This is a genomic window from Variovorax sp. YR266 (genome assembly GCF_900107295.1).
In the GTDB taxonomy this organism is placed as follows: domain Bacteria; phylum Pseudomonadota; class Gammaproteobacteria; order Burkholderiales; family Burkholderiaceae_C; genus Variovorax.
The window spans coordinates 1-23,634 of the sequence record NZ_FNPM01000014.1 but is presented as its reverse complement, the minus strand read 5'-3'; the positions used below and the strand labels follow the sequence as shown (position 1 = coordinate 23,634).

Genomic DNA, 23,634 nt, shown 5'->3' with positions numbered 1-23,634 from the left:
CGATCAGGTCATCGAATCCCACAAAGGCCGGGGCTTCAAAGCCCGTGCGGCAACAGGATCTGGCGCACGACGCCGCCACCCTGCAGCAGGTCGAAGCCTTCATTCAGCCGCTCGAAGCCGATGTGTTCGCTGCGCAGCTTGTCCACCGGCAGCCGCCCGCCCAGATACATGTCGACGTACCTGGGAATGTCTTCCTGCGGGACGCCGCCGCCCATGAACGAGCCACGCAGCACCCGTTCCTCGCAGACCCAGGCCAGATGAGGGATGGAGAAGGCGGCGGAACTCTTGCCTACGCCCACGCCGATCACCTCGCCGCCGCGCACCCCGATGGCCTGTGCCATGTCCAGAGCGTTCAGGTTGCCCGAGATCTCGAACGCATGATCCACGCCGCCGTCCGTCAGATCGAGCACCTTCTGCACCGCGTCAGGGTCGCGCGCATCCACGCAATCGGTTGCGCCCACCGCACGTGCGAGGTCGAACTTGCCGGGCAGTACATCGATGCCGATGATCTGCGACGCGCCGGCCTCTCGCGCCGCCATGACGGCCGTGAGGCCGACGCCGCCCAGACCGATGATGGCCACACGGGCCCCGGGCTTCACCTGGGCGCTGTTGAACACCGCGCCGGCCCCGGTCACCACTGCGCAGCCGAACAGCGCAGCGACGTCCAATGGCACCTCCTTGTTGATCTTGACCAGCGATTGCGGCGCCACGACCGCATATTGCGCATAGACCGAGATACCGCTGTAGTGGTTGAGCCGGCCACCATCAGCCAGGCGAAGCCGGCGCGAGCCGGTGGCCAAAATGCCCTCCGATCGCGCGCCGCTGACCGCCTGGCACAGACCAGGCCTGCCTGCCAGGCAGGTGCGGCACTGGCCACAGCCAGCCACGCCAGCCATGGCCACATGGTCGCCGGGTGCCAGGCCCTTCACTCCGCGACCGACCTCGCGCACGATGCCAGCGCCCTCATGCCCGCCGACGATGGGCAGTGGCCGCTTGCGCAGGCCTTCAACTACCGACAGGTCGGAATGGCAGATGCCCGCGCCGCGCACTTCGACCAGCACCTCGCCATCGCCAGGCCCGTCAAGTTCGACCTCCTCGATCCGGAATGGTCGGCTCTGGATGTAGGGCGCGGGCAGGCCCTGTTCGTACATGACGGCTGCGGTCATCTTCAACATGCTGTGTCTCCTGAGACGGGAAGGTTGGCTGGATCCCCGATCCGGCCGTCAATTGCGACGGTAGAGGGTGCGGGAAAAGTCTAGCGATCGGTGCCAAGAGGCGTCCAAGGCGATTTTTGGGAACCCGCGTGCGGGTTTCATGAACGGGGCGAGGCAAACGCAGAATCACGACGCTTCGGCCCGCATCTCGGCAAAGGTCTCCTTCGCCGCGATGACCGCCTCGCGAACCAGCGGTGCGCCGACATAGCCCAGCAGGTGCAGCAAGGCTTCGACCAGTTCGTCCTCGCTCCAGCCGTGGTTTCGCGCGAAGCGCAGATGCACCTTCAGCTCCGTCGTGCGGCCCGTAGCAGCATCGGAAATCAGTGTCACCAGTGTGCGGGTCTTCAGGTCCAGGCCTGGCCGCGCCCATAGTGTGCCGAACAGCATCTCCTGCGTGAGCTCTGCGAACTTCTCCATGATGGGATCGGCGTAGAGATCCTGGTCAAGCTTGTCGGCATAGGCGTCTCCTACGAGCTTCCTGCGCATGGCACGGCCCTTGACGCGCAGCGGGCTGTATGGCTTGTTCATTCTGCGGACACCTTGTGTTTGACGACGATGGGGCGCCACTTGTCGACCTCGGCGCGCACGAGCTTTTCGAATTCCTCAGGCGTCGACGTCGCGGCCGTCATGCCCAGTGCCGCCAGCTTGGCAACGACGGCCGGCTCGCGCAGGATCTCGTTCACGGTCTTGTTCATCTCGACAACGATCTCCCGAGGCAAGCCCTTGGGGCCTTGGATGCCGGTCCACGGCTGAGACGAGAATTGATAGCCCTGCTCGATCAGTGTGGGCACATTCGGCAGCGACGGATCGCGCTTGTCGCCAAACACGGCCAGCACCTTGAGCTGGCCCGCTCGAATCTGCACCATGAAGTTGCCGATCAGCGCCATGCCCGCATCCAGGTGCCCGCCCAACAGGTCCTGCAGCACCTGCGGCGGCCCCCTGTACGGCACGATGTTGAACTCCACACCGGCCAGATCCTGCAGTGCGAGCTGGGTCATGTGCGAGTAGGTGCCGCTCCCCGGACTGCCCATGCGCACCTGGCCCGGATGGGCTTTCGCATAGACAACGAAATCTTTGAAGCTGTCCACCTTCAAGCTGCTGCGGACCACCAGCACGGATGGGTCGCGGTTGGTCAAGCCGATGTAGCTGAAATCGGTGAGCGGGTCGTAGGGCAGTGACTTGAAGGTCAGCACGTTGTTGGCCGCCGGCCCAGGCGTCGTCACGATGAACGTGTAACCATCGGGCTTGGCGCGTGCAACCGTTGCCTGGCCGATGTTTCCAGACGCGCCCGTGCGGTTCTCCACCACCACGGTGTTGCCGTACTTGCGCTGGATGCCCTCCCCGACCACGCGGCCGACGATGTCGAAGCTTGATCCGGCCGGCCAGGGCACGATCAGCGTCATCGGTTTTTCCATCGGCCATCTCGCCTGGGCACCGCACCACGACGCGGTCAACAGGGCGAGGCCGGCAGGCAGCACCGTGGCATAGGCCCAACGGCGGATCATGTGCATACGGATCATGGCAGTCCTTTCAGTCCACTTTCAGTTGATGTCCCTGGCCACGCGGCCCATCCGCGCCGTATCGGCCGCTACCCTGGCGCAGGTGTGGCATGCATGGGCTCGAAGCGCCACGTCGCGAGCGCACCGCCATCTCCGGCGAGCCCAGGAGTTGGACAACCTCTTCGTCGATGTGCTGCGTCAATTGCGGCGGCGGGCTGCGCGGCTGGTAGAGACCAAACCAGGACAACACGCCACAGCCCGACACGCCCGATACGCCCGATACGCCCGACTCGGCGATGATGGACACATCCGGCGCCAGCAGTTCTTGAGCGTCCTTGGCCAGGACCGATGGCAACACCAGCAGAGAGCTCCGGGCCTCGGCCACGAAGGCCGGGCACTGCATTCGCTCGCGTCTATTGCGCACGAGAATTCCTCGATCTAGCGCGGCGGCATGGCGATGCCGTCGCACTGCACCGCCAGATCCGGCAAGCGGTACGCCCTGCAGGCCGTCCGGTAGAACATGGAACGCCGCTCGTCCACGGACCAGTCACTCGTGCAGCGTTTGAAGGCATTCCACAGCGCGGCGTAGCTGCATGACTGCTTGTCCACCGGGAAATTGCTCTCGAACATGCACCGGTCCGACCCGAAGGCGTTGGTGCAGGCATCGATGAACGGCCGCCAAGCCCGCACCAGCGCATCGGAATGCGGCGGCAACTCGCCTCGTTCGAACCCGAAGCCGCACAGCAGCATCCCCATCCCACCGATCTTCACGCTGACGTTCGGCCGCTCCGCCAACGCGTAGACACCGTGCTGCCACTGCGCGAACACGCCACGACGATCCGCATCGTAGGGCGCCACGCCGAGTGCGATGCCGCCATGGTTCAGGATGAAGCGCGTGTCCGGAAAGGCATCGACCAGCGCAGCCAATTCATCCAACTGCGTGTGGAAGACCAGCGCGTCGAAGCTCAGGCCGAAGCGTGACAGCCAGCCGAGCCCGCGCCGGAACTGCGAGTCGCCCAGAAGGTGAGGCGATGCGTTGTGCGTGAACCGGCCCAACGGCCCGCTGTCGTGCGTGGCGTGGTGGCGCACGCCGCGCAATCGGCCCTGGCCGGCCTGCAGATGCGCCTCCAGCACCGGCACCACGGCATCGCCCAAGCACAGATCGACATTGGAGACGATGCCTGCCCCGAGCTGACAGGCCCCTTGCGGCGTCTGCAGCGCGGGTGCGCTCACGCGCACGACCGTCTCCACTTCGCCGAGTGATCGCAGTTCCGGCAGACCGTCGGTGCGCCAGCCTGCGCCAAAGGCCTCGATGTAGACGGTTCCGATAACGCGATGCCCGCCCTCGGCCAGGTCGTGCGCAAGATCCTGCGCCCGGTAGTGCTGGGCATCGGCCGCGCTGCCGTACAGGTGATGGTGCGCGTCCACTATCGGCAGCCCGGGTTCGAGCGCCGGCTCGCGCGGCGCGAGCGCGTGCCAAGCCGCCAGCGCGCGCACGTCCCGAGGCCGGTTGCCGCGAAAAATGGCAGTCGGATTCACAGCCATTTGCGCAGACGGGCCGGCAGCAGCCCCATGACACCCTGGCGGAAGAACAACACGCAGATGAAGAACACCGCACCCTGCACGAACACCACCCAGGACCGCAGGCCCGACAGATACGTCTGCAACGCCATGAACACCACGGCGCCCAGCGCCGGCCCCATGACAGTGCCCAGGCCACCAATCAGCGTCATGACGATGGGCTCTCCCGACATGGCCCAATAGACATCAGTCAGCGAGGCAACCTGTGCCACGACGGCCTTGAGCGCGCCGGCCAGCCCCGCCAACGCAGCGGACAGCGTGAAGGCGATGAGCTTGTAGTGGCTGACCCTGTAGCCTAGCGAGACGGCGCGCGCTTCATTGTCCCGGATCGCCCGCATGACCTGGCCAAACGGGGAATCGATGACGCGGAACAGGAACATCATGGAAGCGACGAAAACCACCGCAACGACGCCATACATTGCCACATCGCTCTTCAGATCGATGAAACCGAACAGCGCGCCACGCGGCACGCTGCGGATGCCATCCTCCCCTCCGGTGAGTGCCGGCGCCTGCGCGCAGATGAAGTAGACCAACTGTGCCAGCGCCAGGGTGATGGTGGCGAAGTAGATGCCCTGGCGCCGAATCGCGATGAAGCCAAACACTGCCCCCATGGCGGCTGCCGCCAAGGTGCCCAGCAGGATCGCCAGTTCAGGCGTCAGCCCCCAACTCTTGGCCGCGTGCGCCGCAACGTAGCTCGCCATGCCAAAAAAGGCCGCATGGCCGAAGGACAGAAGCCCTACGTAGCCCAGCAACAGGTTGAAGGCACAGGCGAAGATGGCAAAGCACATCGCCTTCATCAGGAAGGCCGGATGGATGGCGAACGGCGCGAGCACCAGCGCCGCAACGAGGATCACCAGAGCCACGGTGCGGATGCGGGTGGCCTCGCTGAGCGGGCGGGAGAAAGGCGGCGCGAAGGGCTGGGCCGCCGCATGGTTGTCGATGCTCATTTCAACGACTCTCCCCAAACAGGCCCGTCGGCTTGACGAGCAGCACGATGATCATTGCCACGAACACGACGGTGGTTGACGCCTCGGGATAGACGACCTTGGTCAGGCCTTCCATCAGTCCCAGCACCAGCCCGGTGACAATGGAGCCGAGGATGGAGCCCATGCCGCCGATGGCGACAACCGCAAACACCACGATCAGCAGGTCCGAGCCCATGGCCGGGTTGGCGCCGTACACAGGCACGGCGAACACACCAGCCAACGCCGCCAGACCAACGCCGCAGCCATAGGTCAGCGTCAGCATGCGCGGCACGTTGATGCCCAGAGCGCGCGCCATGCTCGCGTTCTCGGTGGCCGCGCGCAAGTAGGCGCCCAGACGCGTCTTCTCGATCAGCAGCCATGTGGCCAGGCACACGGCCACGGCCGCACCCACGACCCACAGCCGGTAGTTCGGCATGAACAACACGCCCAAGTTGGTACCGCCCTGCAGCGCCACGGGCGCGCTGTACGGCAGGCCCGAGGTGCCATAGGCATTGCGGAACAACGACTCGATCATCAGGGTCATGCCATAGGTCAGCAGCATCGAGTAGGTATGGTCCAGGTGATAGATGCGCGAGATGAACAGTCGCTCCAGCACGATGCCGACCAACCCCACCAGCAGCGGTGCCAGCAGCATCGAGGCCCAGTAGCCCAGCCCCAGGTAGTTGCCCAGCATCCAGGTGGCCATGGCGCCCATCATGTAGAAGGCGCCGTGCGCGAAATTCACGATGTTGAGCAAGCCGAAGATCACGGCCAGCCCCAAGCTCAGGATCGCGTAAAACGAGCCATTGATCAGGCCGATCAGGATCTGGCCGGCCCACGCCTGTGCGGGAATGTCGAAGATGTTCATCATTCAGATTCCCAGGTAGCGCGCAAGCCGCGCTTCAGCCTCGGCAGTCTGCAGCCGTGGCAACTGGTCCACGACATGGCCTTCCTCGATCACGACCCAGCGGTCGCTGACAGTAGAGGCGAAGTGGATGTTCTGCTCCACAAGCAAGATCGTGAATCCAGCCTCCTTCAGTTTGTCGATCGTGCGGCCGATCTGCTGAACAATCACCGGCGCCAGACCCTCGGTCGGCTCATCCAGCAGCAGGAAGCGTGCGCCGGTGCGCAGCACGCGCGCAATCGCCAACATCTGCTGTTCGCCGCCGGACAACTTGGTGCCCGGGCTGTCCATGCGCCCCTTGAGGTTGGGAAACAACGTGAATATCTCGTCGACCGACATGCCGCCCGGCGCCACCACCGCAGGAAGCTGCAAGTTTTCGGCAACCGACAGTCGCGAGAAAATGCCACGCTCCTCCGGCACATAGCCCATCCCCAGGCGAGCGATGCGTTCGGGCGGCAGGCCGACGGTCTGCTGCCCGTGGAACGTGACAGACCCTCGGCGCCGCGGCAGGATACCGATGATGGAGCGCATGATGGTGGACTTGCCAGCGCCGTTGCGGCCCACCAGCGTGACGACCTCGCCGGCAGCCACGGCGAAGGAGATGCCGTGCAGTACCTCGTCCTCGCCATAGCCGGCGACCAGTTCCTGGATGTCAAGCAGGGCCGCACGCGGCGGATGGGACACTTGTTCAGACATTGGCAGGACTCGTTCCGATGTAGGCCTCGATGACCCGTTCGTCGGCGGCAACGGTCTTGTAGTCACCCTCTGCCAGCACGCTGCCGCGCGCCAGCACGGTAATGGTCGTGCACAGCGAGGACACCACGCTGAGGTTGTGCTCGACCATCAGGATGGTGCGTGTGCGGCCGATCTCACGAATGATGGCGGCCACGCGATCGATATCCTCGTGGGCCATGCCGGCCATGGGCTCGTCGAGCAACAGCACCTGGGGTTCCAGCGCGAGCGTGGTAGCCAGCTCCAGTGTGCGCTTGCGGCCATAGGACAGGTCGGCGGCCAGGTGTCCGCCATAGCACTCCAGGCCCACGCTGGCCAGAATGCCAAGGGCCTCCTCGTCGTACTGGCTGTTGCGGCGCTTGGAATACAGGAAGTTGAACCAGTCCCCTCGGCGCTTCTGCACCGCTACGCGTACGTTCTCCAGTGCCGTCATATGCGGGAACACCGCCGATATCTGGAACGAGCGCACCAAGCCCCGGCGCGCGATGTCGGCGGGTTCCAGCCCGGTCACATCTTGGCCCATGAATTGGATCTTGCCGCTGGTGGGCTGGATGAACTTCGTCAGCAGGTTGAAGGTCGTGGTCTTACCCGCGCCATTGGGTCCGATCAGCGCATGGATGGTCCGCTTGCGCACCTGGATCGACACGTCGTTGACCGCGACGAAGCCACGAAAGCTCTTGCTCAGCCCGTGCGCAGACAGCACGACATCGCCCGTCAGCTGTGCAGACACAGGGGTGCCGCACGCCAAGCTAGACAAGCTTGCACTCCGTCTGCTTCAGCGGCTTGAACACCTTGTCACCCGTGACGGCGCCGAACACTTCGGCCACGTCGAACTTTCCTTTGGATTGCGCCGGCGTCAGCACGCGCATGAGGTTCAGGTCATACACCACGCGGCCGTTCTGGCGGATCGAGGCGTTGTTCCAGAAGCTCGAGGTAATGGGCTGCTTGCGCATCTGCTCTGCCACGGCCTTCACGTCCGTTCCCTTGACGGCCTGCACCGCCTGCAGATAGTGCGTGGCGGCCGCATATGCCTGTGCGTGCGAGCTACCTGGCGCACTCCCCATTTTTTCCTGGTACCGCTTGGCAAAGGCCCGCGTCGCGTCGTTCACGTTCCAGTAGTAGCCGTCGGCAAAGCGCATGCCCTGCGCCACGTCGAGCCCTGCCGCGAGGATGTCCGTGTACACCAGGATCGGAGCGACCACCGTCTTGCCAGCGGCGAACACGCCGAACTCGCGCGCCTGCTTGAGCGAACGGATCAAGTCGGTGCCGGCACTCAGAAACACCACCACGTCGGCGCGTGCTGCCTGGGCCTGTGTGATGAAGGACGCGTAGTCCGTGGTGTTGATCGGATGCCTGACCGCTCCGACCACCTGGCCTCCGGACTCCTGCACCGCCGCCGCACAAACCGGCGTGGCGGTGTGGCCGAACACGTTGTCGATGGAGATGAAGAACCACCTCTTCTTGGCATCCGCGCCGGCTGCAACGACGGCGGAGCGCGCATAGGCGTACGAGTCCACCTGCCAATGAAAGCCATAGGGCGAGCAGTCCTGCTCGGTGAAATTCACCGCAGCCGCCGAGGTGATGTTGGTGATGGCGCCTTTCTCGCGTGCCAGCGACTGCACGGCAAGGGCGGCGACGCTGGACCCTCCGAGCAGCAACATGCCGATCTTCTCGACGTCCAACCAGCGCTTGGCGATGTCGCTCGCGACATCCGCCTTGTTCAGATGGTCGCCCGTGACCAGTTCAATCGGCCGACCCAGCACTTTGCCTTGGTTGAAGTCCCGAATGGCCAGTTGAATCGCATGCTCCTCCCCCGGGCCGTTGATATCGCGGTATACGCCGGTGTAGTCGGTGAGCTGGCCGATCTTGATTGGCTGAGTTTGACCAAGCGTCAGGCCAGGCATGGCCAACACGGCAGCGCCGCCAGACAGCGTCTTGAGCAAGGATCGTCGTTGCATGGTGCATCTCCGTTAGTTGGCTCGTACAGCAGCGCACAGGCGCAGTCACCCAACGGTCTGGAGAGACCGGTCGTTTGGGTGGGAAGGTTCAGGATCGGTGCGAAGACGACGACGTCTGAGGCGAGACGCCTCGGCCATGCGGCGGATCAGCGCCTTTGTCCACGCGTTCCACGCCGTTACCTCGCCGCTATGCACCGTGATGGAGCAGTCCACGCCGATGGATGCCGCAAGATTCCGCAATGGAAGTCCGCGAAACTGTTGGGAAGGTCCGGCGCCCCAATCCCGAGCGACAGGCATCGCAAAAAAGTAGCCGGCAATTCCCGGTCACACATCACTGTTGCTGTCATCCGCATTTTTTTGTCTCCGGATAATCTTTGTTGCTACTCGCGGCCGGTGCGAGCAATTTGTGGTGACAGTCTAGGAATGCCCCGCATGCCGTGTCCATCTGCATTTCTGGCACGTGGTGTGCACGTTTCGCGAACGCGGACACAGCCGCTCAGGACGGCCGCATGGGCCCTGGCGGCCGCGGCACCCAGCCCATCAGCGACTGGCTCAACGCGCCGTCCACCAGCACGTCCTGCCCGTCCACATAGCCGGCCCGGTCGCTCGCCAGGAAGGCGATGACGGTGGCGAGATCCTCGGGCTCGGAGATCCGCCGTATGGGCACCAAGCGACGGCGCGCCTCGGCCACTTCGCTGTCGCCGTACGCAGCCTCGGTGGCCGGCGTTCGCACCAGGCCGGGAGAGACCGAGTTGCAGCGGACACCGTGCTCGGCAAGCTCCAGCGCCAACATGCGTGTGAGCATCAGCAGGCCGGCCTTGCCGACGCTGTAGACACCGCCATGCGTCAGCGGTAGGTGGCCGCAAATCGAAGCCACGTTGACGATGGCGCCCCCCTGGCCGGCCACGATCATCTGCCGTCCGAACGCGCGCGTGCAGATCAGCGTGCCCGTTACATTGACGTCCAGCATGCGATTCCATTGGTTCAGGTCCGCGTCCATCAGCGGCCCCGCGTACCCGACCAGCGCCGCATTGTTCACAAGCACATGGCAGGCGCCAAGTTCTCGCTGCACGCGCTCCGCGGCCGCGGCGATCGCGTCCTGCTGCGTCACGTCCGCCGCCAGCCCGATCGAGCGACCGCCAGCGCTGGCGATCTCGGCCGCCACCGCGTCGGCAGAAGCGGCATCACGGTCCAGCACGGCCACGTGCGCGCCGTGACGCGCGAGCTCGTGCGCAACGCCCGCGCCAATGCCACGGCCGGCACCCGTGACCACGCAGACCCGGCCCTCCAGACCTAGCCATGTCAAAGCGCCGCCAGGGGGCGCGATTGCAGAAACGTGTTCCATCTTGAAACTCCTCGTTGATGGGGTCGAGGCCTCTTCCCAGGTGCAACTCATTGGTGCGAGAACAGCGTGGCGCCTGGCGCTAGCGCGCGCGCACGAAAGATCATGGCGCCCTGCCCGCCTGGTACGTCACGGGACACGATCACCACATCGGGCGAGCCCGGCACAAAGGCCAGACTGGTGCATTTCAGGAAGTGACCATGCTCCCGCCCGGGCAACAGGATCTGCCCGATCAGAATGCCATGGGGGTCGAAGGCCAGCACGCGGCCTTGGTAGAACATCGCCACATAGACATTGCCTTCGGCGTCGGCACGCATGGAATCCGGCGCGCACCCAGTGAAGTGGTAGGGCACGGTGGAGCCGAACGGTGCCAGTCTGGCGGCGTCGACCAGATCCGCGCGATGCAGCCGGCCGGCGCCGAACTCGGTTGCCCACAGCACCTTGCCATCGGGGCTTAGCGCCACACCGTTCGCCGCGGACATGTGAGGGAGCACGGGCTGGATCGTCTGCTGGTCAGGTGGAACGTAGTACACGCCGCCCGTCGGGCAGGTTGCCGTGCCGCGGAAGTCGGTGAAGTAGAAGCCGCCGTGGCGGTCGAACACCAGGTCATCGGGCACATGGCCTGCCATGGCCGGCACGATTGTCCGTGCGTCGCGGCCGTCGGGGTCGATCGCGACGATGCGGCCCGCCTGGAAATCGCCCACGCCCGCCAGAAAGATTCGACCGTCCCGGTGCAGCGCCAGCCCGGTCGGGCGCAGCGTGGCATCGGTATAGACCGTGCTCAAAGCTCGCTGCGGCGACAGACGCAGCACGCGCCCGCCATAGATGTCCAGGAACAGCAGGTTGCCGTGGCGGTCGAAGGCTGGACCTTCCAACGGCATGGCGTCTTCGGAGACCTGGAACCACGGCTCGGCCGTGGCGCTGGGCAGGCCCTGTTCCCAAACCGGAATGGGGGCAAGCCCACGCGTGGCTTCTGTGCGGAAAAGTCGGGCGTCGGCGCTCGGTTCAGGCGCGATCTTCAACATGTGCTCTCCTGTCGGGGCAGCGCGCGACGCCACGGTGCCCGCGAGGGTCGGCATGCGCTGACGACGTTCACAACGGGGTCAGCCCCGCATCCCTCGACAGCCGGGCCCATGCGGTGATCTGCTCACGCACAAAAGCTTGGAAGCGGTCGTTGGACGTGTCGGCCGGGACCATGCCGATGTCGGCGAGCAACTGCTGCACATCCGGGTCGGCCACTGCTGCATGGAAGGCGTGATGCAGCCTCTGCGTGACCTCAGGTGCCACTCCAGCGGGGCCGAACACCCCAATCCAGGACGCATAGTCGAAGCCGGGCAGCGCGGCAGTCAACGGCTCGGTGTTGGGGAAAATCGCGAGACGGTGCTGCGTCGTGATACCCAATGCTCGCAAGCGGCCCGCATGCACAAAGGACTTCACGACGACCGGGTCTGTCAGCATGAAGTCCAGCCGTCCGGCCACGAGGTCGGTTGTGGCCTGAGCCGTACCGGCGTAATTCACCCCCACGACATCGAGACCGCCCAGCTTCTTGAGCAGTTGGGCCGCGACCAGTCCGCCCGAGTTGCCTGTGCCGTAGCTGAGCCGGCCCGGACGCTCGCGCGCGTACTGGACGAACTCCTGCGCCGAACGCACCGGCAGTTCGGTCGGCACCACCAGAACCAGCGGGTTGATGGTCAGTTGGGTGACGGGGGTGAAGTCCTTGACTGGGTCATAGCCCACATCCTTGAGCAGGTACAGGGGCGCGGCATGGGTCGATGCGCCGCCCAGCAGCAACGTATGACCGTCGGCCGGTGCCTTGGCAACGGCACGCGCCGCAACCACGCCATTGGCACCCGGCCTGTTTTCCACCACGATGGGTCGACCCAGGGTCTTGCTCACACGCTCGCCGACGAGCCGAGCCAGGGTATCGGAGGCCGCACCAGGTGGGGTGATGGTCAGGATGCGGACGGGCTTACTCGGAAAGCTGCCTTGCGAGGCAGCGGGCGCCAGCGGCGAGGCCGTCGACGCAACCATCAGCAGTTGCCTGCGCGTGATCGTCATCGGTGTCTCCTGCTTTTTTCCGCTCAGCCGTGCGGTCGCAGCACCTGGCGCAGCACTTCCCCGTGCTCCAGGCGGTCGAGGTTCAGGTTCAGTTCGTCGAAGCGGAAGATGCCACTCATCAGCCGTTCCACGGGCAGCCGTCCTTCCTGGTAGTAGCGCATGTACAGCGGCAGATCGCGCTGCGGCACGCAGCTGCCCATCAGCGAGCCGCGGAACACCTTCTCCTCCGCGACGAGCGCCGAGTGCGGATAGTGGTAGAGGTCGCCCGTGGCACCGAGCCCGACGCAGACGATCTCGCCGCCCTTGCGCGTGACGGCATTGGCGGTAGTCATCGCCGCTTTGCTGCCGGACATCTCCAGCGCGAAATCGACGCCACCGAGCGTCAGGTCCCTCACCACGTCCACGATGTCGGCATCGAGCGCAGAAACGGTATGCGTGCAGCCCAGATCCCGTGCGAGCGCAAACTTGCCGGGGTTGATGTCAATGCCGACGATCACCGACGCCCCGGTGATCTTGGCGGCCATGACGGCGTTGAAGCCGACGCCGCCCAAGCCAATCACGGCCACGCTCTGCCCTGCCCGCACCTTGGCGGCGTTGAAGACACAGCCGGCACCCGTCACGACCGCGCAGCCGAACATGGCCGCTACGTCGAACGGGATCGCCGGGTCCGCTTTGACCAGCGTGCCTGGCACCGTGACCGCATACTGCGCGAACGATGACACTCCGCTGTGATGGTACAGCCCCATGGCTCCGCGCGTCAGCCGTCGTGCCCCGTTCATCAACACCCCCTTGGTGCGCGATGCACTGACCAGCTCGCACAGAACGGGCCGGCTGTTGACGCAGTAGACACATTCGCCGCAACCGGAGCCCACCGTCATGACCACATGATCCCCGGGCTTGAAGCCCGTGACGCCGCGCCCCACCTCGCGCACGATGCCCGCTCCTTCGTGGCCCATGACCACCGGCAGCGTTCGCTTGCGCAAACCGGCCACTTGAGACAGATCGGAGTGACACAGGCCTGCGGAGCGCACCTCGACCAGCACCTCCCCCTCGCCTGGTCCCTCCAGTTCCACCTCCTCGATCTTCAGCGGCTGGCTGAGGGCATAAGGCGCCGGCAGACCTTGTTCGTACATGACTGCTGCGGTCATTCGCATGATCTGGTGTCCTGCCGCCTGGTTCAGTTCAGGACGAAGAGCCGCTCTTCGGTCATGTCGCGGATGGAGAATTTGGGTCCTTCGCGGCCGATGCCGCTGTCCTTCACACCGCCATACGGCATCTGGTCCGAGCGCCATCTCGAAGTGCCGTTGACGATCACACCGCCGGTGCGAATCGTGCGAATGGCCGACAGCGCCATGTCCAGTGAGTTGGTGAAGATGCCGCACTGCAGGCCGTAAGGGCTGTCGCTGATGGATGCGAACAACGGCTCGATTTCCTCGTACGGCTGGATGCTCATCGCAGGTCCGAAGATCTCGTCCGAAACCACGCGCATCGCGGGGTTCACATTGCTCAGGATGGTGGCGTCGAGTTGTGCGCCCCTGCGCTTGAAGCCACGCAGCGGGCGTGCCCCGGATTCGATGGCCTCCTGGACCATCCGCTCCACACGGATGGCGGCTTGCTCGTCGATCAGTGTGCCGACATCGGTCGCCATGTCGAGCGGATCGCCGAAGCGGATCGCGTCCGTTTCCTGGCATACCGCCTCCACGAAGCGGTCGTGAATCCGCTTGTGCACGTAGACGTTCTGCACCGACACGCAGCTCTGCCCCGCCAGTGCGACAGCATTGCGCGCGCAGGCCTTGGCGGCTGCGGCGAGATCGGCGTCGTGGTGGACGAACGTCGGGCCGACGCCGCCGAGCTCCAGCGCGACGCGCTTCATGCCTACGGCGTCGCGGATCATCTTGCCCACGCGAATCGAGCCGGTGAAGCTGACGAAATCGACCCGCGGATCGCTGACGATCCGGGGACCCACGGCATCACCGTAGACGGTGTTGATCGCCCCCGCTGGAAAGCCGGCCTCCAGAACCGCCTCTACGAACTGGTGCACGCAAAGTGGCGCCTTCGGCGACGGCTTGAGCACGATGCTGTTGCCAGCCGCCAGCGCCGGGCCGAGCTTGTGCGCGGTCAGGCTGATGGGCCCGTTGAACGGCGTGATGGCGGTGACCACGCCTACCGGGTAGCGCATCAACATCGCGATCTTGCCGGCGCCCACGGCACTGGCGTCCATAGGGATGTGTTCGCCCTGGATACGCACGGCTTCCTCGGCGCAAAGGTGCATCAGTTCGGCCGCGCGCTGCGTCTCGACAATGGCGTCGCGCAAAGCCTTTCCGGTTTCGCGCGCCATGGTCAGACCCAGCTCCTGTGTACGGGCGGCGACCAAGTCTGCCGCGCGATGCAGCAGCCTGGCACGCTCGTGCCCTGGCAGCGCAGCCATCGCGGCCTTGGATTTGCGCGCAGACTCCAATGCATCCTCCGCATCCTGCAGCGAGGACACGGGCATCATCGCTACAACGTCGCCGCGGTACGGGTCGCGCACGTCGTGGACCTGCTCGGCTTCACGCCATTGGCCTGCGATCTGCATGCGAATGCGCACGGGTGGCGCGCTCTGGTGTTCGGTATTGTTCATCGGGTCTCCAGCGATGGGGAGCAGCGACTGCCAAGGCCCATGTCGCTGTCTCCTTCTTCAGCAAGTGTGAAAGCGCTTCGCGGCGGCGTCCATGTCGAAATCCAGTAGCTCGCCTCCGGGTTTTCCGAAGATGGGTTGCGCCTGGATGACTCCACGCATGTGGACAGTCACGCATCGCACATCGTTTCGATTCCACGGACATGGCTTGCCGAAAAACGCCATGGACGCAGGAAGTGCCCGATTCCTAGACTGCGTCCGTCGCACCAAAGCATTCGGCGCTCATGCGTGCCGAATACTCATGCGCTTCAACCGATCCGAAGACTCAGCAGGAGACAACATGAAACTGGGATTTATCGGCCTTGGCACCATGGGCTCAGGCATGGCCCTCAACCTCATCAAAGCCGGGCACGAGCTCGCCGTGCACGACCTGCGGAAGGAAAGCGCCACGCGCCACCTCGCCGCCGGGGCGCGCTGGGCCGAATCGGCGGCCGATGCCGCCTCGGGGGCGCAAGCCGTTTTCACCTCCGTTCCCGGCCCCAAAGAGATGCGACAGGTCGGCGCCGCGCTGCGCGAGTCCATGCCGATGGGCAGCGCCTGGTTCGACCTGACCACCAACTCGCCAACCGTGGTGCGCGACGTCCACAAGAGCCTTGCCGAAAAAGGCATCGCTGTGCTCGACGCCCCGGTCAGCGGCGGCCCCGCTGGCGCCAACGCAGGCAAGCTGGCCATCTACGTGGGCGGTGATCGGGAGGTGTTTGCGCGCCACAAGGCGCTGCTGGACGCCATCGGCGACCAGGTGCTGCACGTCGGAGACATCGGCGCCGGCAACGTGGCCAAGCTCGTTCACAACTGCGCCAGCATCACGATGCGCATGATGATCGCCGAGGTCTTCAGCCTGGGCGTCAAGGGTGGCATGGATCCGCTCGAACTGTGGCACGCGGTCCGTCAGGGTGCCATCGGCCGCTCGCGCACCTTCGATCGTATCGGCGATCAGTACCTGCAAGGCAAGTACGAACCGCCGAGCTTTGCCTTGCGGCTGGCGCACAAGGACCTGACGCTGGCCCTGGATCTCGGCCGCGAGCTCCAGGTGCCCATGAAGTACGCCGAGCGGGCCATGGAGGACTTTCAGGCCGCGCTCGATCGCGACTGGGGCAACCGCGATTCGCGCTCGCCAATGCAGATCCAGAACGAACGCGCCGGCGTGCACATCAAGGTGTCCGCCGAGGACGTGAAGAAGACCCTCGCACGCGACTGAACACCCATCAAGAAAATCACCATGGACGCAAAGCAGACCGGCCGCAAGATCATGAACGAACTCATGGGCGAGGGCTATGTCGAAGGCAAGGACCAGAAGAAGAATGCGTTCACTGCGGCGCTGAACGACTACTCGGAGGAGGTGTGTTTCGGCCGCGTGTGGGCGCGCGGTGTCATCGAACCCAAGCTGCGCAGCATCCTGAACATCGCGATGCTGACAGCGCTGGGCAGGCCGAACCAGCTGCGCAACCACCTCGAGGGCGCGCTGAACAACGGCGTGACCGTCGACGAGTTGCGCGAGATCCTGCTGCACACCGCCGTGTACTGCGGCCTTCCCGCCGCAGGCGATGCCTTCAAGGTCGCAGAAGATGTGCTCAAGGGCCGCAAGCTGATCGATTGAGCGCGTCGCTCGACCTGCCCGTGCGCAAGCAAAACCAGCGTCCTCAGTCCACCTGGATACCTTTGTCCTTGACCAGCCGAGACCAGCGGGCGACGTCGGCCGCGATCACCCGGCCGAACGCCTCGGGCTTCGCAGGCGCCGGCATGGCTGCCTCGCGCGCCAGTGCGGCCACGGCTTCGGGCTGTGCCAGGATGGCGTTGATCTCCTCGTTCAGCCGCTGCACGACGGCACGCGGCAGTTGGCTCGGCCCGACAAATCCCCACCAGAACTCGATGCGAAAGTTCGGAAAGCCCGCTTCGGCCGCGGTCGGCAGCTGGGGCATGAACGGATCGCGCTGGGCGCTGGTCACGGCAATGCCGCGCAACTTGCCACCAGCGATGTAGCCGGACGTCGTGGCATAGGTCGCCAGGCCCGCCTGCAGATTTCCTCCCATCATGTCGGCGAAGGCCGGTGCCATGCCCTTGTAGGGCACATGCACAAAGCGCAGCTTCGCCTCCGCAGCCAGCATCTCCATGCCCAGATGGCTCATTGAACCTATTCCGCTAGAACCATAGGTGACCGCATCCGGCCGGGTCCGTGCCATGTCGACCAGATCCTTCAACGTCCTGACGGGCGAATCGGCGGGAACGGCAACGAGCAACGAAGTCTTGCCGACCAGTGCGATCGGCGCGATGTCGCGCACCGGATCGTAGGCCATCTTCCGCCCGGTCGCAGCATTGGTCGCGTACGCGCTCGTGATGAAGATCAAGGTGTAGCCGTCGGCTGGCGCCTTGACGCCCGCATCGAAACCTATCGCGCCACCCGCACCCGCCTTGTTCTCGACGACGACCGGCTGGCCGATCCGAACTGAAAGCCGCGTCGCAATGCTGCGCGCAATGATGTCGGTGCCGCCACCCGCTGCGTAAGGCACGATCAGCTTGATGGGCCGGCTCGGCCAAGCCTGCGCCCGCACAGTGGCGGGCGGCAAGACAGCGGCCGCTGCAATCGCCACGGTGTACAGCAGCATGCGGCGCGTTGCCAGCAAGTCCAGCGACATGTTGTCCCGCGCCTTAATCGATGGTGTGGCCGTCCGGCACCACGTGACTGCCGGTGATGCGATCCATGGTCAGGGCAACCACGTTGACCGGGGACTCGAAGCTGTATTCGTTGAGCGCCATCTGGTAGAAATCCTTGGCCAAATTGCCGAACAGCATGGGCATGCCGGAATCCTGCCCGAGCTGGCAAGCCAGGCGTACGTCCTTGTGAAGCAAGCCGAGTGCGAAGGCCGCCTTCAGCTTGCCGGTCAGGATGTGGCTGGCCATGTACTTTTCCATCCAGAAGTTGCGGCCACCGCTGGTCATCATGATGTCCAAGGCCTTCTCGCCTTCCACGCCGTTCTTCACGGCAAGCGCCATGGCTTCCAGCGTCATCAGGCGCGTTCCGGCGGACAACAGGTTGTTCGCCAGCTTGACGACATGCCCGCAGCCAATATCTCCGGCATGGAAAACGTTTGGGCTGATCGCACGCAGCACATGCCCAATGCGCTCGAACAGCGCCGGCGCGGCGCCGACCATGATGGCAATGGTGCCGGCGTCTGCGCCGGCCGGACCGCCGCTGACCGGCGCATCGACCATGTCGATGCCGCGCTCGGCCAATTTGGCGGCGATGTCGCGCGTGACGGTCGGGTCGCCGCTTGTCTGGTCGACGACCAGGGTGCCTGGCTTCGCGATGGCGGCGATCCCGTCCGGCCCCAGCAGCACGCTGCGGACATGCTCCGACGTCGGCAGGCAAAGCAGGATGACGTCACATGACGCAGCGATCTGCCCGAGGCTCTCGGCGCGGTTCGCACCATGCTCAGCCAGGCGCTGCACGCAGGCGGCGTCGCGGTCGTAAACCGTCAACGAGTATGTCAATTGCAGCCGTCGGGCGAGCGCCCCACCCATGTTACCCAAGCCTACATATCCGATGTTCATGGTCCGTGTCCTTTCAAGGTGATGCAATGTCTGTAAGGGGCGTCAGTCGGCGCGAATGCCGGCGTCCCTGACGATGCGGGCGTACTTGAAGGAGAGATCGTGCAGCGTCGACGAGAACGCCTGGGCCGAATCGCTGGCCTCCAGCTCCACGCCCTGATCCAGCAGGCGCGCGCGAAAATCCGGTTGTTGGGCAGCCCTGCGAATCTCGGCGTTCAGGCGCTCGAGGATTGCGGGTGGGGTGCCAGCGCGCGCAACCAAGCCGTTGAAGATCGTCGCCTCGTAGCCGGGCAAGCCCGACTCGTCGATCGTCGCCAGGCCCGGGGCCAGCGGAGAACGCGCGGCGCTGGTGATACCGATGGCCCTGAGCTTTCCTGCCTTTACATGCGGAGCCGAGGTGCTGATGGTGTCGAACATCAGCGTCGTGCGCCCGCCCATCACATCGATCAGCCCTGGTGCATTGCCTTTGTAGGGCACGTGGGTCATGCGGATATTCGCCATGGCGCTGAACAGTGCCGCCGCGATGTGTCCGGTGCTGCCGTTGCCGGAAGTGCCGTAGGTCAGCTCGCCCGGATGGCGTTTGGCCAGCGCGATCAGTTGCGCGGCTGTTGCCGCGGGAACCGCAGGATGCACCACCAACAGCAGCGGAATGCGCGCAACGAGGCTGACGCCGACGAAATCCTTCAGTGGATCGTAGGTGGCGGTACGCACCACGGCCGGCGTATACAAAAACGAATCCGCGATGGCCAAGTAGGTATAGCCGTCGGCGGGTGCCCTGGCCACCGCATCCACGGCAAGCATGTAGTTGCCGCCCGGCCTGTTTTCCACGATGACCTGCTGCCCCAGTTGCTCTGACAGCTTCTGCGCCACGTTACGACTCACCAGATCGAGATTGCCGCCGGCCGCGGCCGGCACCACGATGCGTAGCGGCCGCGACGGGAAGCTGTCCGCCCTGCCGTCACGGGGGGCCGTCAACATCGCCGCCGCTGCGCAGACGGCCAGTCCCAGACGCGCGAAGCTTCGGCAGGCTGAGCGAATGGATTGCATCAGCCTATCTCGCTGACCTTTTCCAACCACTCCACCGGTTGACCCTCGAGCACTTCGGAAACGGAAATATGAGTCATCGAGGTCTTCTCCGCGGCACCGTGCCAGTGCTTCTCGTGCGGCTCGATCCAGACGACATCGCCAGGACGGATTTCCTCGACAGGCCCCCCGTCACGCTGCACGCAACCGCAGCCCGCGGTCACGATCAGCATCTGGCCAAGGGGATGCCTGTGCCAGTTCGTGCGAGCGCCGGGTTCGAAGGTGACGCTCGCGGCCTTGACGCGCGCGGGAGCCGACGCGTTAAAAAGCGTGTCGACCCTCACGCGGCCCGTGAACCGCGTTTCGGGTGCCTGCGCCGAGGGTTGTGTGCCGATGCGCCTGATTTCCATGATGAGTTTTCCTCTTCAGTTGTAGTGATCAGTCGGATGCGATGTGCGCGTCCTGGATCAACTTGCGCCAGCGCGGGACCTCCGTTCCGATGGTCAGCGCAAAATCTCCTGGCGATCCCGGCGTGGGCTTGGCGCCATCGCGCGCGAGCAGTTCGCGCGCATCGGGCGTGGCCAAGATGACGTTCAACTCGTCGTTGATCCGTTTCAGAATGGGCGCCGGCAAGCCACGCGGTGCGAGCATTCCCCACCAGGAATCGACGTGATAGCCGGGCAACCCCGCCTCTTCCATCGTCGGCAGTTCGGGCACCAGCGGCGAGCGCTGACCGCCCGTGACGGCCAGTGCGCGCATGCGGCCGCCACGCACGTGCGGCAACGCAGCCGGAAAGCTCGCAACCAGCATTTGCGTACGCCCGCCCAAGAAATCGGTGATGGCCGCGCCCAACCCCGTGTACGGCACGTGCAACAGCTTGACCTTCGCCAGGTCGTTGAACAGCTCGCCGCCGAGGTGATTGATGGTCCCGACCCCGGCCGAGCCATAGCTCATGGGCTTGGTGCGTGCCAGCTCGATGAACTCGCGCAGATTCTTGGCCGCCACATCGTTCCCGATGACGATCATGAAGGGAGCGGACCCGACCATGCCCACGGGCTGCAGATCGTGCGTAGGATCGTAGGGCGGGACGGTCTTCAACAGCGGCGCCGTCATGTAGGGACTAGACTGGAAAAGCAGTGTGTAGCCGTCGGCAGGCTGCCCGGCAACATAGGTGGTGCCGATGATTCCGCCGGCGCCGACCTTGTTTTCCACGATGACCTGCTGACCCAACCGACCGGACAGCTTGGCCGCGACGAAGCGCGCCACCGTGTCGGTGCTGGCTCCAGGCCCGAACGGGACGATCAGGCGGACCGGCTTTTGCGGCCATGCGCCCTGGGCCCGTGCAGCAACGGGCAACCAACCCGGCACGGCGAGACTTGCCCCCACCGCCAGAATTTCTCTGCGGGTATGCAGCTTGTTCATCGCGCGACCGCCGCTTCAGTGGTGGGAGAACATGGCGAAGCCCGGCGCCAGACCGCGCGCCGTGAAGATCATGGCGCCCTCGCCGTGCACGACGTCGCGCGCCACTATCACCAGATCGCGCGAGCCCGGCACCAAGGCCAGGCTGGTTGACTTCAGGTACTTGTTGCCCTCGCGTCCCGGCAGCAGGATCTGGCCGATCGGGATGCCGAAAGGGCTTAGCACCAGCACGCGAGCCTGCCAGTTCAGCGCCACGTAGGCATTGCCATTCGCGTCGGTGCGCATCGAGTCGGGCGCGCGGCCCGCAAAGGTATAAGGCACCGACACGCCACCGCGCGCGCGCACGCCCGGCGACATCAGTTCCACACGATGCAGCCGGTTCGCGCAGTATTCCGTCGTCCACACCACCTTGTCGTCGGGGCTGAGCGCTACACCGTTGGCCGCACACATGCCTGGCAGCACAGGCACGATTTCGCGGTAGTCCGGCGTGACGTAAAAGAGTCCGCCGGTAGCCTCGGTGGAACTGCCCCGGAAGTCCGTGAAGTAGAAACCGCCTTCGCGGTCGAACACCATGTCATCGACGACATGACCCGCCTTCGGTGACACGATGACCTGTCGATTGCCGCCATCCGGCTCCAAGGCGATCACGCTGCCCGCGTCGAATTGGCCGTTGCCGTTGATGGGCCCCACGCATGCCACGAAGATGCGACCATCCTTGTGGATCGCGATGCCGGCAGGATGCAGGTCCTGCTCTACGTACAGCGTAGTGAGTTCGCGCTTCGGCGACAAGCACAGCACGCGGCCGCCGTAGACGTCGACGAACAGCAGATTGCCGTTGCGATCGAAAGCGGGACCTTCGAGTGCCACCGAACTGTCGCCGACCTTGAAGTACGGCTCAGCGGTCGCAGTCGGGAGATCCCGCTCCACGAAGGGGATGGGTGCCAGACAGCGTGTGCTGTTGAGGTAAGAGAGCGTGCTGCGCTCTGAAGGCTGGATGTCTAGCAAGGCTTGTCTCCTTTCGGTGCCTGTCTCGGCTCGTTCGAATCGAGCCTGTGCGTCCCAGTTTCACGGCCATCCCGCGCAGCGTCCATCGCTACTTTCGGGAGACGACATGCACGTTTTGCGAAGGGACGTACCGTCGCGAGCAACGCATGCCGGCCAGCCTTCTCAAACGCGCTCAAAGACGGCGGCGATGCCCTGGCCGCCGCCGATGCACATCGTGACGAGTGCATAGCGGCCGCCCGTACGACGCAATTCGGCGATCGCCTTCGTCGTGATGATCGCGCCGGTCGCGCCCACCGGATGGCCCAGAGAAATGCCAGAGCCGTTCGGGTTCACCTTGGCCGGGTCGAAGCCCAGCTCCTTGATGACCGCGCAGGCCTGCGCCGCGAAGGCTTCGTTCGACTCGATCACGTCGAAGTCGCTCACCTTCAGGCCGGTGCGCTCCAGCACCTTGCGCGTGGCTGGCACGGGGCCGATGCCCATGTATGCGGGCTCGACACCAGCGTGCGCGTAGCCGACCAGGCGCGCCAGCGGCTTCAGGCCCCGCGCCTTGACGCTCTCGCCGCTTGCCAGCACCACCGCGGCAGCGCCATCGTTGATGCCCGAGGCGTTGCCGGCGGTGACGAGGCCGTCCTTCTTGAACGCAGGCTTCATCTTCGAGAGCGCGTCGACGGTGGTGTCGGCGCGCACATGCTCATCGGTGTCGAACAGCACGACGCCCTTGCGCGTCTTCACTTCGACCGGAACGATCTGCTCCTTGAAGCGGCCCGCCTCGATGGCGGCGGCTGCGCGCTGCTGGCTGCTTACGGCCAGTTCGTCCATCTGCTCGCGCGTGATGCCGTAGCGCGCAGCCACGTTCTCTGCAGTGATGCCCATGTGGATCTTCTCCCACGGGTCGTGCAGGATGCCCAGCATGTAGTCGACCAGCACCGCATCGCCCATGCGAGCGCCGTAGCGCGCCGAAGTGTCGAAGTACGGGCCGCGGCTCATCGACTCCGAGCCGCCGCCGATGGCGATGTCGCAGTCGCCCAGCGCAATGGCCTGCGCAGCCGACACGATGGCTTGCAGGCCCGAGCCGCAGAGGCGATTGACGTTGAAGGCCGGCGTCTCGATGGGGCAGCCCGCGTCGATGGCGGCCACGCGGCTGAGGTACGCGTCCTTCACGTCGGTGGGAATTACGTTGCCCATGACGACGTGCCCGATGGCATCGGCCGCGAGGCCGCTGCGCTCGATGGCGGCCTTGACGGCGGTGGTGGCCAGGTGGGTGTTGGGCACGTCCTTCAGCGCTCCGCCGAAGGTGCCGATGGCGGTGCGGGCAGTGCCGACCACGAAGATGTCGCGTTGGGTCATGAAAAAATTCCAGTTGACAATGAATTGAGCAAACTCCTGACCGGCCGCGCCACTCGTATAAGAAGAATCCCAGGAAGACTTCCGACAAGGCATTGACGGCCAAGACACCGTCACGGGTCAGAGATAAATGAGGCACATTCCTGTGTGATGGTTGCGGTGAACTGAACGCTCTCGAAGCAGCGATTTCAGTGAGGCGTTCCTCACATGCGTTGACACCTCAGTAGGCGTAGACGCCGCGGCCGGTCTTGCGGCCCAACTGGCCAGCCGCGACCATTTCCTTCAGCAGCGGGCAGGGGCGGTACTTGGAATCGCCGAACTGCTCCAGGTACACCTCCATCACGGCCAGGCACACGTCCAGGCCGAT

Annotated in this window: 25 protein-coding genes; 2 read left to right on the top strand and 23 right to left on the bottom strand. The window is 64.9% G+C overall.

Annotated features, from left to right (window positions below; all coding sequences use genetic code 11):
* Positions 1–35: 35 nt before the first annotated feature.
* The 15 genes from BLW48_RS28350 to BLW48_RS28280 all read right to left on the bottom strand — a co-directional run bounded on the left by BLW48_RS28350 (position 36) and on the right by BLW48_RS28280 (position 14,840).
* A complete protein-coding gene (locus tag BLW48_RS28350; protein ID WP_256330960.1) occupies positions 36–1,175 on the bottom strand; it encodes an alcohol dehydrogenase catalytic domain-containing protein in 1,140 nt (379 codons plus the stop codon).
* A 165-nt stretch (positions 1,176–1,340) separates the two neighbouring features.
* A complete protein-coding gene (locus BLW48_RS28345) occupies positions 1,341–1,742 on the bottom strand; it encodes a carboxymuconolactone decarboxylase family protein (RefSeq protein WP_093178781.1) in 402 nt (133 codons plus the stop codon).
* Positions 1,739–2,734 carry a Bug family tripartite tricarboxylate transporter substrate binding protein gene (locus tag BLW48_RS28340; protein WP_093178779.1) on the bottom strand — a complete coding sequence of 332 codons (996 nt, stop codon included), beginning with the start codon at positions 2,732–2,734 and terminating at the stop codon, positions 1,739–1,741. Before BLW48_RS28340 ends, BLW48_RS28345 begins: the two co-directional genes overlap by 4 nt.
* A gap of 10 nt (positions 2,735–2,744) precedes the next feature.
* Positions 2,745–3,137, bottom strand: coding sequence for a hypothetical protein (locus tag BLW48_RS28335; RefSeq protein ID WP_143047798.1), 393 nt, complete (start codon positions 3,135–3,137; stop codon positions 2,745–2,747).
* Between the two features lie 14 nt (positions 3,138–3,151).
* Positions 3,152–4,258, bottom strand: coding sequence for an amidohydrolase family protein (locus BLW48_RS28330; protein WP_093178776.1), 1,107 nt, complete (start codon positions 4,256–4,258; stop codon positions 3,152–3,154).
* A complete protein-coding gene (locus BLW48_RS28325; RefSeq protein ID WP_093178775.1) occupies positions 4,249–5,241 on the bottom strand; it encodes a branched-chain amino acid ABC transporter permease in 993 nt (330 codons plus the stop codon). Before BLW48_RS28325 ends, BLW48_RS28330 begins: the two co-directional genes overlap by 10 nt.
* 1 nt (position 5,242) lies before the next feature.
* Positions 5,243–6,127 carry a branched-chain amino acid ABC transporter permease gene (locus BLW48_RS28320; RefSeq protein ID WP_218137531.1) on the bottom strand — a complete coding sequence of 295 codons (885 nt, stop codon included), beginning with the start codon at positions 6,125–6,127 and terminating at the stop codon, positions 5,243–5,245.
* A 3-nt stretch (positions 6,128–6,130) separates the two neighbouring features.
* Positions 6,131–6,859, bottom strand: coding sequence for an ABC transporter ATP-binding protein (locus BLW48_RS28315; protein WP_093178772.1), 729 nt, complete (start codon positions 6,857–6,859; stop codon positions 6,131–6,133).
* On the bottom strand, positions 6,852–7,613 hold the full coding sequence (locus tag BLW48_RS28310; RefSeq protein ID WP_093178955.1) for an ABC transporter ATP-binding protein: 762 nt from the start codon (positions 7,611–7,613) through the stop codon (positions 6,852–6,854). The genes BLW48_RS28315 and BLW48_RS28310 overlap by 8 nt, the downstream gene beginning before the upstream one ends.
* Positions 7,614–7,644: 31 nt before the next feature.
* Complete coding sequence (locus tag BLW48_RS28305) at positions 7,645–8,853, bottom strand: ABC transporter substrate-binding protein (RefSeq protein WP_093178770.1); 1,209 nt, start codon at positions 8,851–8,853, stop codon at positions 7,645–7,647.
* A gap of 496 nt (positions 8,854–9,349) precedes the next feature.
* On the bottom strand, positions 9,350–10,159 hold the full coding sequence (locus BLW48_RS28300; RefSeq protein ID WP_093178769.1) for an SDR family NAD(P)-dependent oxidoreductase: 810 nt from the start codon (positions 10,157–10,159) through the stop codon (positions 9,350–9,352).
* 86 nt (positions 10,160–10,245) lie between these two features.
* On the bottom strand, positions 10,246–11,220 hold the full coding sequence (locus BLW48_RS28295; RefSeq protein ID WP_093178767.1) for an SMP-30/gluconolactonase/LRE family protein: 975 nt from the start codon (positions 11,218–11,220) through the stop codon (positions 10,246–10,248).
* Positions 11,221–11,287: 67 nt separating this feature from the next.
* On the bottom strand, positions 11,288–12,253 hold the full coding sequence (locus BLW48_RS28290) for a Bug family tripartite tricarboxylate transporter substrate binding protein (protein WP_093178766.1): 966 nt from the start codon (positions 12,251–12,253) through the stop codon (positions 11,288–11,290).
* A gap of 23 nt (positions 12,254–12,276) precedes the next feature.
* Positions 12,277–13,407, bottom strand: a complete 1,131-nt coding sequence (locus BLW48_RS28285) for a zinc-binding dehydrogenase (protein WP_093178764.1) — start codon at positions 13,405–13,407, stop codon at positions 12,277–12,279.
* 23 nt (positions 13,408–13,430) lie between these two features.
* Positions 13,431–14,840, bottom strand: a complete 1,410-nt coding sequence (locus tag BLW48_RS28280; RefSeq protein WP_218137527.1) for an aldehyde dehydrogenase family protein — start codon at positions 14,838–14,840, stop codon at positions 13,431–13,433.
* 370 nt (positions 14,841–15,210) lie between these two features.
* On the opposite strand from BLW48_RS28280, the gene BLW48_RS28275 reads away from it, so the two are divergent.
* On the top strand, positions 15,211–16,128 hold the full coding sequence (locus BLW48_RS28275) for an NAD(P)-dependent oxidoreductase (RefSeq protein WP_093178763.1): 918 nt from the start codon (positions 15,211–15,213) through the stop codon (positions 16,126–16,128).
* Between the two features lie 21 nt (positions 16,129–16,149).
* Entirely contained in the window at positions 16,150–16,527 is a 378-nt protein-coding gene (locus BLW48_RS28270; protein WP_093178761.1) for a carboxymuconolactone decarboxylase family protein, read from the top strand.
* 43 nt (positions 16,528–16,570) lie between these two features.
* Here the strand turns inward: BLW48_RS28270 and BLW48_RS28265 are convergent, their stop codons facing one another.
* The 8 genes from BLW48_RS28265 to BLW48_RS28230 all read right to left on the bottom strand — a co-directional run.
* Complete coding sequence (locus BLW48_RS28265) at positions 16,571–17,533, bottom strand: Bug family tripartite tricarboxylate transporter substrate binding protein (RefSeq protein WP_177142434.1); 963 nt, start codon at positions 17,531–17,533, stop codon at positions 16,571–16,573.
* Between the two features lie 43 nt (positions 17,534–17,576).
* Complete coding sequence (locus BLW48_RS28260) at positions 17,577–18,479, bottom strand: NAD(P)-dependent oxidoreductase (protein ID WP_093178758.1); 903 nt, start codon at positions 18,477–18,479, stop codon at positions 17,577–17,579.
* Between the two features lie 42 nt (positions 18,480–18,521).
* Positions 18,522–19,523: a tripartite tricarboxylate transporter substrate binding protein gene (locus BLW48_RS28255; RefSeq protein ID WP_093178757.1), complete on the bottom strand. Its 1,002-nt coding sequence runs from the start codon at positions 19,521–19,523 to the stop codon at positions 18,522–18,524.
* Complete coding sequence (locus tag BLW48_RS28250; protein WP_093178755.1) at positions 19,523–19,909, bottom strand: (R)-mandelonitrile lyase; 387 nt, start codon at positions 19,907–19,909, stop codon at positions 19,523–19,525. The genes BLW48_RS28255 and BLW48_RS28250 overlap by 1 nt, the downstream gene beginning before the upstream one ends.
* A 28-nt stretch (positions 19,910–19,937) precedes the next feature.
* Entirely contained in the window at positions 19,938–20,921 is a 984-nt protein-coding gene (locus BLW48_RS28245) for a tripartite tricarboxylate transporter substrate binding protein (protein ID WP_093178754.1), read from the bottom strand.
* A gap of 15 nt (positions 20,922–20,936) precedes the next feature.
* Positions 20,937–21,923, bottom strand: coding sequence for an SMP-30/gluconolactonase/LRE family protein (locus BLW48_RS28240; RefSeq protein WP_256330957.1), 987 nt, complete (start codon positions 21,921–21,923; stop codon positions 20,937–20,939).
* 162 nt (positions 21,924–22,085) lie between these two features.
* Positions 22,086–23,270: an acetyl-CoA C-acyltransferase family protein gene (locus BLW48_RS28235; protein ID WP_093178752.1), complete on the bottom strand. Its 1,185-nt coding sequence runs from the start codon at positions 23,268–23,270 to the stop codon at positions 22,086–22,088.
* A gap of 217 nt (positions 23,271–23,487) precedes the next feature.
* A partial coding sequence (locus BLW48_RS28230; RefSeq protein ID WP_256330977.1) for a 3-hydroxyacyl-CoA dehydrogenase family protein occupies positions 23,488–23,634 on the bottom strand: 147 nt, incomplete at its 5' end.

What these genes read in the sequence shown, in the direction of transcription:
- BLW48_RS28250 (WP_093178755.1), bottom strand. Translation starts at nt 19,909, where the DNA reads ATGGAAATCAGGCGCATCGGCACACAACCCTCGGCGCAGGCACCCGAA.
- BLW48_RS28345 (WP_093178781.1), bottom strand. Translation starts at nt 1,742, where the DNA reads ATGAACAAGCCATACAGCCCGCTGCGCGTCAAGGGCCGTGCCATGCGC.
- BLW48_RS28285 (WP_093178764.1), bottom strand. Translation starts at nt 13,407, where the DNA reads ATGCGAATGACCGCAGCAGTCATGTACGAACAAGGTCTGCCGGCGCCT.
- BLW48_RS28235 (WP_093178752.1), bottom strand. Translation starts at nt 23,270, where the DNA reads ATGACCCAACGCGACATCTTCGTGGTCGGCACTGCCCGCACCGCCATC.
- BLW48_RS28245 (WP_093178754.1), bottom strand. Translation starts at nt 20,921, where the DNA reads ATGAACAAGCTGCATACCCGCAGAGAAATTCTGGCGGTGGGGGCAAGT.
- BLW48_RS28330 (WP_093178776.1), bottom strand. Translation starts at nt 4,258, where the DNA reads ATGGCTGTGAATCCGACTGCCATTTTTCGCGGCAACCGGCCTCGGGAC.
- BLW48_RS28270 (WP_093178761.1), top strand. Translation starts at nt 16,150, where the DNA reads ATGGACGCAAAGCAGACCGGCCGCAAGATCATGAACGAACTCATGGGC.
- BLW48_RS28255 (WP_093178757.1), bottom strand. Translation starts at nt 19,523, where the DNA reads ATGCAATCCATTCGCTCAGCCTGCCGAAGCTTCGCGCGTCTGGGACTG.
- BLW48_RS28340 (WP_093178779.1), bottom strand. Translation starts at nt 2,734, where the DNA reads ATGATCCGTATGCACATGATCCGCCGTTGGGCCTATGCCACGGTGCTG.
- BLW48_RS28325 (WP_093178775.1), bottom strand. Translation starts at nt 5,241, where the DNA reads ATGAGCATCGACAACCATGCGGCGGCCCAGCCCTTCGCGCCGCCTTTC.
- BLW48_RS28305 (WP_093178770.1), bottom strand. Translation starts at nt 8,853, where the DNA reads ATGCAACGACGATCCTTGCTCAAGACGCTGTCTGGCGGCGCTGCCGTG.
- BLW48_RS28295 (WP_093178767.1), bottom strand. Translation starts at nt 11,220, where the DNA reads ATGTTGAAGATCGCGCCTGAACCGAGCGCCGACGCCCGACTTTTCCGC.
- BLW48_RS28320 (WP_218137531.1), bottom strand. Translation starts at nt 6,127, where the DNA reads ATGAACATCTTCGACATTCCCGCACAGGCGTGGGCCGGCCAGATCCTG.
- BLW48_RS28350 (WP_256330960.1), bottom strand. Translation starts at nt 1,175, where the DNA reads ATGTTGAAGATGACCGCAGCCGTCATGTACGAACAGGGCCTGCCCGCG.
- BLW48_RS28265 (WP_177142434.1), bottom strand. Translation starts at nt 17,533, where the DNA reads ATGCTGCTGTACACCGTGGCGATTGCAGCGGCCGCTGTCTTGCCGCCC.
- BLW48_RS28275 (WP_093178763.1), top strand. Translation starts at nt 15,211, where the DNA reads ATGAAACTGGGATTTATCGGCCTTGGCACCATGGGCTCAGGCATGGCC.
- BLW48_RS28290 (WP_093178766.1), bottom strand. Translation starts at nt 12,253, where the DNA reads ATGACGATCACGCGCAGGCAACTGCTGATGGTTGCGTCGACGGCCTCG.
- BLW48_RS28260 (WP_093178758.1), bottom strand. Translation starts at nt 18,479, where the DNA reads ATGAACATCGGATATGTAGGCTTGGGTAACATGGGTGGGGCGCTCGCC.
- BLW48_RS28315 (WP_093178772.1), bottom strand. Translation starts at nt 6,859, where the DNA reads ATGTCTGAACAAGTGTCCCATCCGCCGCGTGCGGCCCTGCTTGACATC.